The following is a 12,095-nucleotide window of genomic DNA, read 5'->3' as shown; positions in this document are numbered from 1 at the left end:
GGAGTGCGGCGGGCGACTAGAACCAGAACTGGCCGCGGCCGTCGGGCTCGGAAGTGAACCCCCACGCTTCGGTGATGAGCCCCTCGTCGTTCATGCAGAAGACGTGCACCTCGTCGGCTGTGTAGAGCTCGCCGTCGCGATCGACGGTCATGTGGGCCAGCACAACGGTGTGGAGGTCGTTGGCGAGTATGTCGTGCACCTCGATCATGAACGAGTCGTGCGTATCGTGGGCAAGCTTTCGCAGGAACTCGACGATGTTCTGGCGACCGATGTGGTCACCGGCCAGCGGTGTATCGCCGTTGACGTGCCAGATGGCGTCCTCGGAGAAGAGTTCGGACAGGCCCTCGAAGTTGTCCTCTGCGAACGCCTGATACTCGCGTTTGACCCGCTCGATATTCCGATGCTCGCTCATGCAGAACCTCCTCGCCTCCGAGTTTGGCGTGTCGGATACGTGCCGGTCAAAATGCGGTTAACTGTCAACACAATGCCTGTCACCAACACTACAGCCGATGCAATCGAACGGGCTGCACTGCGGGCCTTCCCTGCGCTCGAGGAAACTGATCTGGGTGGTTGGATCCTGCGTTACGCGAATGGGCAGGCACGCCGGGCCAACTCGGTGCAAGCGCTGGAACACGATGGCACCCCGCTTGCCGCGAAGGTCGCGTCGGCCGAGGAGTGGTACGCCGACAGGGACTGGCCGCCCAGCTTTCGGATGACCCATCGATCATCTCCAGAAGAGCTGGACGCTGAATTGGACGGGCGCGGGTATCGGTTCCAGGACCGCACCGGCGTCCTGGTTCGGCCGTTGCAGCCGGGAGGCCGCGTGGAAGTGAGCATCACCTCCCGATTCACTCAGGAGTGGCTTGATGAGTTGGTGGACAGCAATCCGTATATGTCCGGGCGGCGCGCCACGCTCTCGCAGACACTCAACCTGATCGAACCGGCGACGGCTTTCGCGGTGATTCGTGAAGGTTCGACCGTCGTCGCAACGGGGCTCGGAGTCGCCGACGGTGAACTCCTGGGAGTCTTCAGTGTGTCAACCAAACCGGCGTTTCGGCGCAGGGGCCTGGCACGACGGATGTCCGAATCCTTGATGGCGTGGGGGATCGACCAGGGCGCCTCGCTCGCCTACCTCCAGGTCATGCACGAGAACACTGCAGCCTGGCAACTCTACGAGTCGATGGGATTCACGTTCGGATACGACTACTGGTACCGATCTCCCGCACCCTCCCCACTCCACGGGGTCTGACCCAAGCGATCCCTGGTGCCCGCTACTCAGACGCAGGACTACGGAGCCCAGCGATGTGGCCGCTCCTGCAGGCTCTCAAATCCCATTTCTTCGCAGAACGAAGTGAAACGCTCCCGGGGTGCGCCCTGCCATTCGAGATCGGCCAGAGTATGGGGGATCGGTACGTCGTAGCGCAACGTGGTCAGCGTCCGGAAGAGCCGGGCATCGTCGAAGTTGTCACGCAGATTCACAGCGAGTCTGGCCGCTCCTCGCACCGCGACCTTCCATTTGCGCTCGTCCGTCGGAATGTGCTCGATGTGGCGGTATTCGGCCAGCAGCGTCGAGGCCGACTTGCCGCCCCAACCCGGGATCCCCGGTATTCCGTCTGCGTTGTCGCCGACGAGGGCCAGGTAGTCGGGAATCGATTCGGGGGCAACGCCGAACTTCTCCCAGACCCCGGCTTCATTGAGTAGCCGCTGCCGCAGGCGGTCGTAGGCGACGATGTTGTTGTCCTCAACGACCTGACATAGATCCTTGTCCGGACTGAGGATCACGACCCGATCGACTTCATCTACGAAGCGGAGAGCTGCGGCGGCAATTCCATCGTCGGCCTCGAACTCCCGCATCCGAAAGACCGTGACACCGATCGCCTCGAGGGCGCGTTCGGCCAACGGGAACTGGGCAAGCAGCTCTTCTGCCACTCCTTCACCCGTCTTGTAGCCGTCGTATAGATCGTTACGGAATGATGTGATCACGGTGTCGAAGAATGCGGCGACGTGGGTCACATCCGACTCCCGCAGCAGGCTGAGGGTCGAATCGATGAGTCCGTGCACCGCAGTCACGTCCCGACCGTCCGGTGCAGCGCGCGACGGACGTTTGCCGAAATACGAACGGAACAGCTCATAGGTAGCATCGAGGAGGTGCAGTTGCATCCCATCGATCCTAGGAGGGAACACCATGAGTAAGTCGGACGAAACCTGGAGCGAGGTCGGAGAGGGTTTCAAGAAGATCGGCTCGATGTTCAAGCAGCATTACGAGTCACAGGCTGCCGGCGAAGGCGCTGAAGCCGTCTCAGAGGAGGATGTCAAAGACGCGGTCCAAACACTCGGTGAGAGCATCAAGACTGCCTTTGCGACGATCGGCGACGCCGTCGCGGATCCCGAGGTTCAGAGCGAGGCGAAGCAGACCGCCAAATCGTTCGTCGATGCGCTGGGCGCCTCCTTCTCAGACCTCGGAGATCAGATCTCGAAGTGGCGCGCTAAGGGCGGGACCGGCGAGCCACCCTCGAGAACCGATGCGGCGCCGGCCGAACCGACCGAGCCGCCGACCACCGAATAGAAGAGACCGCGAACCTGGAGTTGTTTGTGCCCCTGATCAACGTCGACCAACTTGCCGCCCGCCTGGAGTCTGCTGACGTCCGCGTCGTCGATACCCGCTGGTACCTGGCCGATGTTGAGCAAGGAAGACGTGAGTACCAGATCTCGCATATTCCAGGTGCCATCTTCCTCGACGTCGAGGAGGACCTCAGCACACCGGGGACGGGGCCGGGACGGCACCCGCTGCCCCGCTGGGCCGACTTCGCAACCCTGCTCGGCGCCAGGGGTATAGGCAACCAACACCATGTCATCGTGTACGACGCCGCAGACGGCTCGATCGCGGCTCGCTTGTGGTGGATGTTGCGACGGCTCGGCCACGACGCAATGTCCGTACTCGATGGCGGCTGGACGGCGTGGACGAGTGCCGGGATGCCGGTCGAGAATCAGGTGACCGAACCTTCGCCCGCACACTATGTCGGGCGACTCCAACCAGGTGGGTCCATCGATCGGGATGATTTGCGTGCGTCACTCGGCAACATGCTCATCCTCGACGCCCGGGCTCCTGAGCGGTTCGAGGGGCTCACCGAACCGGTCGACCCGATCGCCGGGCACATCCCGACCGCAGTATCCGCCTTTCACGGCGGAAACGTGACGACGGACGGTCATTTCAAGAGCCCCGCCGAGCTACGCGCCCGCTTCGCCGCATTGGGGGTGGACGACGGTGTTCGCACTGTGACCTACTGCGGCAGCGGTGTCACCTCATGTCACAACGTGTTGGCGATGCACCTGGCCGGGCTGCCGGAACCATTGCTGTATCCAGGTTCGTGGAGCGACTGGTCAACCGAGCAGTACCCGGTGGCGACCGGACCGGAGCCCGGAGCGGCTCCCACCACGTGATCGCTCGACACGATGTCGCCGATGCAATCGACGCGAACGATCCGGCGAGATTGATGCGCATCGTCGACGGGATGTGCTCGGCTCGGGCCTGGGACGACCTGGTCGAACTCGCCGTCCGGTGCCGCCAGGCCGTCGAAGTCGGCAAGCAGTTGTGGGGAGTGGCCTATCACGCGGACTACCGGCTCGCGCTGGAAGCTTCCCCTGAGTACGCGGCGGCAGTCGCCGCCACTGGTGGAGGTGGATTCACCCTGGGTCCGCTGACCGAGGTGGCCGCCTCTTCACATCGGTGGGCGGAACTCGACCCGCATCTGCCGCCGGGCAAGGCCCGCACCCTGACGGCGCACGAACGGGTCGTCCAGGGCGAGGACCTCGCCGGCGTCGACGGCATCGACTTGTACCTCGTCGACTTGCCGCTGAAGCTGGCGGATTGGGAACCGCGGTATGCCACCGCCGCCTACCGGCCGGACCGGGCCAACCATCCGACGCCGGACTCACCGGATCTGGTGAGTGTCAAACTGCCGCCACCCGGCGCCGTGGTCGATCATCCCGACGAAACCGACGCACTGCTGGCCCTGACCGAGACCTGGGTTTCCCAATCGAACGGGCGCAGCGAGGCAGTCGTAGTGGAGGGTACGGCGCAACAGGCTATCGCCGCCCTAGGACCCCGCAAGATCCGGATCGGCGAAACCGATCTGTCGGGAGCGATGGCATGGATGGCCTGGGCTGCTGCCTCGGGCGGGGCTCATGGAAAACGGCCTGGAGCTGCTGCAGGGCGGTTCGCCGCCTGGTGGGCGATCGCCGCCCTGACCGACCTGCTGGATCCTTGGCCGCCCGATTCGAACCAACTCGGTGAGACGGCGGCCAGCCTCCGGTGGTATTTCTGGGACGACCTGGCCCCTTCAACGGGTTGGGTACTCCGACTGGCGGCAGAGGACCCCGAGCACGGATTGGCGTGGGCGATGACTGCCACAGATGCCGAGTAGCCACAATCCCCCCAATTCCTCCTTCTGGCGTTTGAGACCGGTCAAAACTGCGCGCTTTCTAACGCCAGAACGAAGGGGTGATTGGTCTGCGGCGCAGAGAAGCGGCGGCCCGGAGGCCGCCGCTTCTCGGTAGTGATCGGTTACTTCAGTTGCTCGAGCTTCTCTCGAACTGCTCGGCAGGTTCGTCGAATTCCTTCGGCAGGATCAGGTTGGCGACTACTCCAATAATGGCGGCTAATGCCAGACCGGAGATAGAGACATCACCGACCGCCAGCGGTGACTCGAGACCGCTGTAGCCCAGACCAAACACCAGGATCAACGCAACCACGACCAGGTTGCGGCTATGGGTGAAGTCAACGCGTGCGTCGGAGAGCACCCGCATGCCGATCGAGGCGATCATGCCGAACAGCACAATGGAGAGTCCACCGAGCACCGGGACGGGGACCGTCTGCAAGAGTGTTCCGAACTTGGGGATGAATCCGAGCAGGATGGCGAATCCGGCGGCAATACGAAGAATCACCGGGTCGTACACCTTGGTGACTGCCAGCACGCCGGTGTTCTCCGAATAGGTCGTATTCGGAGGACCGCCGACAAGGCCTGCGAACAGGGTTGCTAGGCCGTCGCCCATCAGAGTCCGGTTGACACCGGGGTCGTCGAAGAAGTCCTTCCCGACAACCCGGCCGTTGGTGAGAATGTCGCCGACGTGTTCGATCATCGTCACGAACGCCACCGGAGCAATGATCCATACAACGCTGAAGTCGAACGACCCAAGGGTGAAGCTCGGCCAGGCCAACCAGTCCACGTCACTCATGGCATCGAAGCTGACCTCTCCCAAGATCAACGCTGCGACATATCCGACTACGAGGCCGGTCAAGATCGGCAGCATCTTGAAGAGGCCCTTGAAGTAGATCGCCGCCACGATCACGGCCGCCAGCGTGATCAGCGCGATCAGCCAGGCCATGCCCTGATCCATCACCCTGTCGGTGCCGGCCATTCCGCTCGCCTGACCCAAGGCAATCGGGGCCAGCGTGATTCCGATGACCGTGATGACCGGACCGGTGACAACCGGCGGGAACAGCGCCCGGATCTGCTGACTCCCATTCGGAAGCACCCAGACGATCCCGGCCACGATCAGATAGACGAAACCGGCTGCCATGATGCCGCCGCCGATGCTGGCGAAGCTATACCCCTTCGACTGCGCCAACAGAATCGGCGGGATGAACGCAAACGACGAACCCAGGAACACGGGCACGCCGAATCCCGTCACTACGTGGAATAGCAGCGTCCCGACACCGGCCGAGATCAGCGCCACGCTCGGATTCAAACCCGTGATCAACGGGACCAGGATCGTTGCGCCGAACATGGCGACCATATGCTGAAGACCCAGCACGGTCTTCTTCTGTGGAGTCAACTCCACCATTTCTCCTCACCTCCCGATAAAAAACGCCGCCCAGAGGGCGACGTCTTCAGCCGATACAGGTAGTAGTACCCATCGAGATTGCACGATACCGACGTTGCTTGTTGCGATGTCGCCCAAAGCACGCCCGATTCGACGGCCGAAAGCCCCTAATGGTTACCGTGATCGTGAACCGCTGGGCGGGCGCCCGGATGACGAGGCGATCGACACAACGGGAAAGGGGCCCCTCGGCCCCTTTCCTGCGTGAGAGTCAGCAGGGCTCAGTCGTCACCATCATCGCCATGGTCGTCGTCACCGTGATCGTCGTCACCGTGGTCGCCGTCACCCTTCTTGTGGTCACCACCATGATCGTCGTCGTCATCGTCGTCGTGGTCTCCGTCGCGATGGTCGGCATCGTCGTCGTCATCGCTCTCGCTCTCGATCCTGACCTGCAACTCGCCGTCTTCGAACTCGGCCTCGAACTCGATCTCGGTCTTGCCGTTGCGGAACTCGACTTCCACCTCGTCACCCTTGGACTCGACGTCGTAGGTCCAGCCATCGTTTGCCACCACCGTCGCAACGAGCTTCCCGTCGACCAGGTCGATCGTCACAGTGCCGGCGTCACCCACCCGGTAATCCATCGGGAAGTCGACGGGTGCGTCCGGAGCAGTCAGTGACGGGGCCGTCGGAGGCGTCGTCGGAGGCGTCGTCGGAGGCGTCGTCGGAGGCGTCGTCGGAGGCGTCGTCGGAGGCGTCGTCGGAGGCGGCGTATCCGAAGGGTCCCCGGGGAAGAACCCGGCGGCGATCTCGTCTCCGTTCGAGGCGCCGTCACCATCCGAATCGGCGGCAGCGAGCGCCGCGGTGAAGCTGCGGCCTGCACTTACGAAGGCCAAACCATAGGCATTCCGGTTGCCGCCGGTCGTGCTGTTGTGACAGACCAAACAGGAATCGAGCTTGCTTCCGTTGGCGATTCCGAAATTCGCCTTGAAGTCAATCATGTAAGGGTCGTTGAAGGCATCGGCTGTGTCCGTACGCACGAGCAGAAACCCGAGGGCAAGGGCGGCGAGTATCGAAAATGCAGCGAGACGGCGGTTCATACATCCTCCTGGGAGTCCGTTTCTGAGACCACTGTCTCGTATAGATGCCTAAGGGCGCCTCCCGGCGGAGTAAAAGGCGTGATAAGAACGCGGAGAGCGTTGCCCCTGCGAGTAGGTGTAGGTCGTCATGCACCGGCATTTGGCAATAGGCATTAGGCAATGGCAGGCGTTGCGACCGGGTCCCTCCGCCGGGCTACTTCTTGGCTGGCTCGATACCCAGCGCAGCCTCTGCAGCGTCGAGGGTCTGGCCGCCTTTCAGGACGGGAGCAAACAAGTCGCCGAACCGTTGGAGGCGATCCCACACGTTGGCGATTGTGAAGTCGTCCGGCTCCACCCGGCCCACTTCGTTCCATACGAGTGGCGTCGAAACAGGGGCGCCGGGACGGGGTCGAACCGAGTACACCGATGCGATGGTCTTGCCGCCGACGTTCTGGTTGTGGTCGATGAAGACTTTGCCGGCCCGTTTCGGGATGTCCCACTCCATGGTGATACCGTCCGGATCGGCGGCCACCAGCAGACGACCCACCCGCTCCACGAAGGCGCGAACTCTGCTGTAGTCGTGCAGCGGTTCGAGCGGCACGTAGATGTGAAGGCCGGTCGCACCCGAGGTCTTCGGGTAGGACCGCAGGCCCAAGCGTTCGAGCGCCAGCTTGACCACTCCGGCTACGTCGACCACCTGCTGCCAGGTTGCCCCGTCGGCCGGGTCGAGATCGAACACGGCAAAGTCCGGGTTGTCCAGGTTGTCCACCCGGCTCAGCCAGGGATGGATTTCGATGCAGCCCATGTTGGCGAGCCACATGAGGGCCTCCCGGTCGGACGCCGTGACGAACTCGATCGGCTCTCCTCGATGCTGCGAATGAATCGAGGCGAGCGGCATCCAATCCGGCTGATGGCCGGGCGCCTGCTTTTCGTAGAAGAAGTCGCCGTCGCTGCCGTCCGGGAAACGAGCCATCACGATCGCCCGGCCGGCCAGGTGGGGCAACAGCACGGGAGCGATCGAGGCGTAGTACTGGATGAGATCACCCTTGGTGAAGCCGTCTGGAAAGAACGGTTTGTCGATGTTGGAGAGACGGAGGGCTCGATCGAGCCCGCCCGGGCGAAAGCCCCCCTTCTCAGCGGCCACTTCGATGAGCCCGGGCATCGTCACGCGACCGGAGCCGAGCGACCGATCCGAACCACCCGGCGCTTTCGGTGACGGCAAGGCGGCGCTTACTTCTTCCTGAATGGCCCGATGAGACGCCTCCTCGCGAGCCTCCGAGATCATCACCATTCGCAACCCTGCCTCGGTGGCCGCCTCGACCAGGGGGCCTACTCGCAGCGTCCCCTCACCGTACGGCACGTGCTTGACTTCACCGTGCCCGCCGACCAGGTTGTCGGTGAACTGACATTGAAGGGGTTCGATCATCCAGGCCGGGAACGAGTCGCGGATGAAGGCGATCACCGTTGCGTAAGCGTCCTTCGAGGTCAGCCCACCGCCCGTCATCGCGTGCACATGAGCCCAGTCGATGATCGGACGAACGAACGGGAACTCGGCGGCCAGCGTGGCAATGTCGCCGATGGAGCCGAAGGTCCGATCGTTGCCCGCCGTCTCCAAGCCGAGGCCAACCCCGAGGTGAGCAACCTTGGGTGAAATCGATGCAAGCCTCTGGCGAATGACATCCATCAGCTCCTGAGGAGATCGTTCCCCGATTGGCCCGAAATGGGCACAGATGATCCGGCTGCCGAGTGCGCGCCCCAGCTTCATCGTGTGTTCGAGGGCTGCCAGACACTGCTTGGACTTCTCCTCGTCCTCCACGGTGAGGATGGCGAAGTAGGGGGCATGCACCGAAAGCCAGATGTCGCGCTCGGCGGCGGCTCCGCCGAACTCCTCGCACCGCCGCTCGTTCCAGGGGAATTCCTTGACGAAGGCGAGTTCGTACGCTCGACGACCATCGGCGACCAGGCCGTCGAGAAATGCATCGTCCTCGACGCCCTCCGGGGGCAGGCCGGATACACCGAATCTGATCATCACGACACTCTAGCTTCCGCGCTCCGTTGTGATAGTTTGCGCTATATATCAATATCGGAAGACCCGCAGAGGAGGCCGTTCCATCCGCGGCGTTCACCCGGCAGCCGCGGTTGGGATGCCGAGTGCTCGATCGAGAAAGATGACCGACTACCGACTGATTGACCTCGATTCCATCCGCTGGCTTGCCCGGCTCATCAACGGATTCGCCTCCGAAGCGAACACGATCGCCACCAACTTGATCTCGCTCGATACCGGTGCGGCGCAGACGATCGCCGGCGTCGCCGGGCAGGCGCGAGAGTCGGCCGTCTCCATGCTGGCGAAGGCGGCCGCCGCCGAACCCCGACCGCAGTTGGTGGCCCCGGTTGCCAGCGTGGCCCGGCCCGGGGGTTCAGCCCCGACTGCGGCCGGTGTGCTGGAGGTCCTGATCAAGGCGAATCGGGCGAGAGCCTGGACCGAACTGTGGGCCGTCGTGGCCCAACTCAACCGACTGGCCGCGCTCGGCCTCCGGTCCAGTCCGCTCCTCGATGGTCTCCGGCAGGACTACGACACCCTTGCCCGCCTGGTCGACACCAGCCTCGTCTACTTCGCCGTCGATTCTTCAACACCGATCGGAACCCGGTCGAGCCGGGCCGGTTACCGGGCGGGAGTGTGGATTGGACCTGCGGAGGCAGAGCACGTGCTCATCATGATCCCTGGTATGAACACGTCGACGGCGGGTTGGCTCGCAGTCGACGTGCCCGACGCGGGGGCACTACAGCGCATGGCAGCCGATCTCGCCGTACATCACGATCTAGGTGAGGTGGCCGTGGTTCCGCTGCTGTCATACGCGCCCCCTCAGACGTTCCTGGACGCGCCGCTGGGCCACTTCTGGCGGGACGGATCTGGCGAGACGGCAGAGGTTCTCGAGGGTTTGCCGCTCGAGAACCGCCATGTCGTCGGATGGGGCCACTCCTACGGCGCCACCGTCCTTGGTGCGACCTCGGCGCGCAGTGGGGCCTTTGACGATCTCATCATGGTCGGCGCCGCCGGCACCGGGACCGAATCATTGGACGACCTCGGGGTAGATGGCGATCACCTCTATGTGGCAACGAACTGGAACGACCCGATCCGATTCGTACCGAATGACTACCACGGGGTGAGCCCGATGAGCCTTCCCCACATTCGAGTTCCGACGGAGCCGGAAATCGATCCCGATCCCTGGAAGGCGCTCATCAGCGTTCCGTGGTTCCTGACCGACGGGCTGCCCGACCACGAATACCTGGACGACGCCACCGCCATGCGAGGCTTCGCCGCCATCACCATCGGGCTTGACGACCTCACAGACTGACGAGGGCAGCGTCGGCGCCTGGTACCGTTTCGTTGGGCCTGTAGCTCAATCGGTAGAGCAGCGGACTTTTAATCCGAAGGTCGCGGGTTCGATCCCCGCCGGGCCCACTGAGCCTTCGCTAACCCCGGGGGCAAACCCGACCGGATCAACGCCGCTTCATAACCCCCGGTGCGGGTCGCCGAGCTACCGGAGCCAGCGGGTCGCCCGGGTACCGAGACTTGACAGTCCCCGAGAGTGGACTCACGAGTTGAGTCGAGCCAGTCCGCGTGCCCGAGGTGGGCATGGATCGCCTTCGGGGAGGCATCCTGGGCGATCAGCAGGGCTGCGCACGCGGTGAAGACCAGCGCGGATAGTGCGAGTTCGTTGTGATCTACCTGCGGCGCCGAGTCCAGCCGAAGCCGCCGCCGAATACCACGAATAGCACGACAATGAGGATGATCCATCCAGTGGTGCTCATCTGTTCTTCCTGCCTTTCTGAGTTTGGGTCATGTGTTTGAGGGGATCGATTTGTTGCGACCTAGGCGACCGTGTGGTGTTATTTCACTTCGGTGGTTTGACGTGTGTTGACGCGCGAAACCGTGGGTAATAGTGCTGAAACGACGATCGCAGCCATGGCGATCGCAGTCCATATCCCTAGCTCGCGTTGTATCGACAGGGAGTCGCCGCCGATGGTGGGCTCGAACACGGCGATCAAGCCGGCGACGCCGCCAATGATCCCGAGACCCAGGATCAGCTGCCGCTGCCTGGCTAGCGCAGCGATGAGCAACACGGCGCCAAAGCCGAACACGATCAGCCCTAGCAGCGCAGTCGCGGTGAAGCCTGCGACGGTGACTACGGGCTGTCCAAGACTGCCATCGAACCCGGCGCGGCCCACAGTGATCCCGCCCAGTACCAACATGGCAATGGCGACCACCGCCGCAACGACAGCCGACGGTGTGAACCTGGTCGTGCGAACCGTGCGGACCGTCTCGGCCCGAGCCGCAACCTCGTGGGCCGCAGCCGGCGCAGACGCCTCGGACTCTGTGACAGCTTCGTCTTCGTCGAGTGGCGGTTCGGTGACGGTCTCGTCGAGTGGTGCTGCTGCGCGCACCGTCTCCTCGCGCTCATCGACCGATACAGACTTATCGGACTCAATATTCATACGAACCCCTTCATTGCGTTGTCCTTGTCGTTGTCGACGAGGTCGTTGATCTCGTCGTTAGTGGTCGTCGAGGGACTTCTCGACGACACCAACCCTCTCGTCGGCCTTGCCGTGCAGCCAGGTTGCGCGCCTATGGCGGCAAACGCCAGAATGCGCGGTCCGAGTGAACAAGGTGAGCTTCCGCTTTCTGCTGATGCTCCGAAACCCGATCTATCCGTAATCCTACAGCAGAAACATATCACTAGCAACATATTTCTAGTTTTCTGTTAGGGTTGGCCCCATGGCGACTACATGGGGTTTCCTCACCATCCACGCTCGAGCGTTGCTGCTCATCGCCCGCAACGCCGACGCCCGTCTCCGCGATATCGCCTCCGCCATCGACGTCACCGAGCGCACCGCCTACACGATCGTCGCCGACCTCGCCCAGGCGGGCTACGTGATCAAAGAACGAGACGGACGCCGAAACCGCTACCACATCCAAGAACATCTTCCACTGCCCACCACTGGCGGAGGCCAACCGACCATCGGCGAACTGTTGGGCCTTCTCAGCGACGCCGAACTCGGCCCTTCACCACGTTCGCCCGCCAAGGAGTGACAGGCCTCGGCCAGATCGGGTACATCGCTAAGCCTGGATCCACCGGTCTGATCGGTGTCTGACGGTTGGGATTGACATAGAAAATGCCTTCTGACCTGGGAGAATGA

At 63.1% G+C, this 12,095-nt stretch carries 12 protein-coding genes and 1 tRNA gene; 7 read left to right on the top strand and 6 right to left on the bottom strand.

Features of this window, described 5'->3' with window-relative positions:
* Positions 1-16 precede the first annotated feature (16 nt).
* A complete protein-coding gene (locus P1T08_14325; GenBank protein MDF1597250.1) occupies positions 17-412 on the bottom strand; it encodes a nuclear transport factor 2 family protein in 396 nt (131 codons plus the stop codon).
* Between the two features lie 72 nt (positions 413-484).
* Between P1T08_14325 and P1T08_14320 the strand changes: the two genes are divergently transcribed.
* Complete coding sequence (locus tag P1T08_14320; GenBank protein MDF1597249.1) at positions 485-1,249, top strand: GNAT family N-acetyltransferase; 765 nt, start codon at positions 485-487, stop codon at positions 1,247-1,249.
* Positions 1,250-1,287: 38 nt separating this feature from the next.
* On the opposite strand, the gene P1T08_14315 is transcribed toward P1T08_14320, so the two are convergent.
* Positions 1,288-2,160 (bottom strand): 5'-3' exonuclease H3TH domain-containing protein, encoded by an 873-nt coding sequence (locus P1T08_14315; protein ID MDF1597248.1) that lies wholly within the window; start codon positions 2,158-2,160, stop codon positions 1,288-1,290.
* Positions 2,161-2,185: 25 nt separating this feature from the next.
* Here P1T08_14315 and P1T08_14310 point away from each other — a divergent pair, with 25 nt between their 5' ends.
* From P1T08_14310 to P1T08_14300, 3 genes are read left to right on the top strand one after another with little or no spacing between them, the layout of a single operon-like run.
* The gene (locus P1T08_14310; protein MDF1597247.1) at positions 2,186-2,566 is read left to right on the top strand and encodes a hypothetical protein; all 381 of its coding nucleotides are present in this window, start codon (positions 2,186-2,188) and stop codon (positions 2,564-2,566) included.
* A gap of 26 nt (positions 2,567-2,592) precedes the next feature.
* On the top strand, positions 2,593-3,441 hold the full coding sequence (locus P1T08_14305; protein ID MDF1597246.1) for a sulfurtransferase: 849 nt from the start codon (positions 2,593-2,595) through the stop codon (positions 3,439-3,441).
* Positions 3,438-4,424, top strand: a complete 987-nt coding sequence (locus tag P1T08_14300; protein MDF1597245.1) for a hypothetical protein — start codon at positions 3,438-3,440, stop codon at positions 4,422-4,424. Before P1T08_14305 ends, P1T08_14300 begins: the two co-directional genes overlap by 4 nt.
* 145 nt (positions 4,425-4,569) lie before the next feature.
* Here the strand turns inward: P1T08_14300 and P1T08_14295 are convergent, their stop codons facing one another.
* The 3 genes from P1T08_14295 to ligD all read right to left on the bottom strand — a co-directional run bounded on the left by P1T08_14295 (position 4,570) and on the right by ligD (position 8,925).
* Positions 4,570-5,835, bottom strand: a complete 1,266-nt coding sequence (locus P1T08_14295) for a uracil-xanthine permease family protein (GenBank protein ID MDF1597244.1) — start codon at positions 5,833-5,835, stop codon at positions 4,570-4,572.
* Between the two features lie 266 nt (positions 5,836-6,101).
* Positions 6,102-6,917 (bottom strand): hypothetical protein, encoded by an 816-nt coding sequence (locus P1T08_14290; protein ID MDF1597243.1) that lies wholly within the window; start codon positions 6,915-6,917, stop codon positions 6,102-6,104.
* Between the two features lie 193 nt (positions 6,918-7,110).
* The gene (ligD, locus tag P1T08_14285; protein MDF1597242.1) at positions 7,111-8,925 is read right to left on the bottom strand and encodes a non-homologous end-joining DNA ligase; all 1,815 of its coding nucleotides are present in this window, start codon (positions 8,923-8,925) and stop codon (positions 7,111-7,113) included.
* 139 nt (positions 8,926-9,064) lie between these two features.
* Between ligD and P1T08_14280 the strand changes: the two genes are divergently transcribed.
* Together P1T08_14280 and P1T08_14275 are read left to right on the top strand one after the other, a co-directional pair.
* A complete protein-coding gene (locus tag P1T08_14280; GenBank protein MDF1597241.1) occupies positions 9,065-10,252 on the top strand; it encodes an alpha/beta hydrolase in 1,188 nt (395 codons plus the stop codon).
* 34 nt (positions 10,253-10,286) lie between these two features.
* Positions 10,287-10,359 (top strand) — tRNA-Lys (locus P1T08_14275).
* Between the two features lie 428 nt (positions 10,360-10,787).
* Here the strand turns inward: P1T08_14275 and P1T08_14270 are convergent.
* Positions 10,788-11,393 carry a hypothetical protein gene (locus P1T08_14270; protein MDF1597240.1) on the bottom strand — a complete coding sequence of 202 codons (606 nt, stop codon included), beginning with the start codon at positions 11,391-11,393 and terminating at the stop codon, positions 10,788-10,790.
* A 280-nt stretch (positions 11,394-11,673) separates the two neighbouring features.
* Here P1T08_14270 and P1T08_14265 point away from each other — a divergent pair, with 280 nt between their 5' ends.
* Positions 11,674-11,988, top strand: a complete 315-nt coding sequence (locus tag P1T08_14265; protein MDF1597239.1) for a helix-turn-helix domain-containing protein — start codon at positions 11,674-11,676, stop codon at positions 11,986-11,988.
* Positions 11,989-12,095 lie beyond the last annotated feature (107 nt).

The organism is Acidimicrobiia bacterium (assembly GCA_029210695.1).
Classification (GTDB): Bacteria; Actinomycetota; Acidimicrobiia; order Spongiisociales; family JAHEDJ01; genus JAHEDJ01.
The sequence above is the reverse complement of the archived record's forward strand: the minus strand, read 5'-3'. Positions and strand labels throughout refer to the sequence as shown.

Bases quoted from the DNA above. Each gene is read 5' to 3' on its own strand.
- P1T08_14325 (MDF1597250.1), bottom strand. From the start codon at position 412: ATGAGCGAGCATCGGAATATCGAGCGGGTCAAACGCGAGTATCAGGCG.
- P1T08_14315 (MDF1597248.1), bottom strand. From the start codon at position 2,160: ATGCAACTGCACCTCCTCGATGCTACCTATGAGCTGTTCCGTTCGTAT.
- P1T08_14290 (MDF1597243.1), bottom strand. From the start codon at position 6,917: ATGAACCGCCGTCTCGCTGCATTTTCGATACTCGCCGCCCTTGCCCTC.
- P1T08_14280 (MDF1597241.1), top strand. From the start codon at position 9,065: ATGACCGACTACCGACTGATTGACCTCGATTCCATCCGCTGGCTTGCC.
- P1T08_14265 (MDF1597239.1), top strand. From the start codon at position 11,674: ATGGCGACTACATGGGGTTTCCTCACCATCCACGCTCGAGCGTTGCTG.
- ligD (MDF1597242.1), bottom strand. From the start codon at position 8,925: ATGATCAGATTCGGTGTATCCGGCCTGCCCCCGGAGGGCGTCGAGGAC.
- P1T08_14320 (MDF1597249.1), top strand. From the start codon at position 485: ATGCCTGTCACCAACACTACAGCCGATGCAATCGAACGGGCTGCACTG.
- P1T08_14310 (MDF1597247.1), top strand. From the start codon at position 2,186: ATGAGTAAGTCGGACGAAACCTGGAGCGAGGTCGGAGAGGGTTTCAAG.
- P1T08_14270 (MDF1597240.1), bottom strand. From the start codon at position 11,393: ATGAATATTGAGTCCGATAAGTCTGTATCGGTCGATGAGCGCGAGGAG.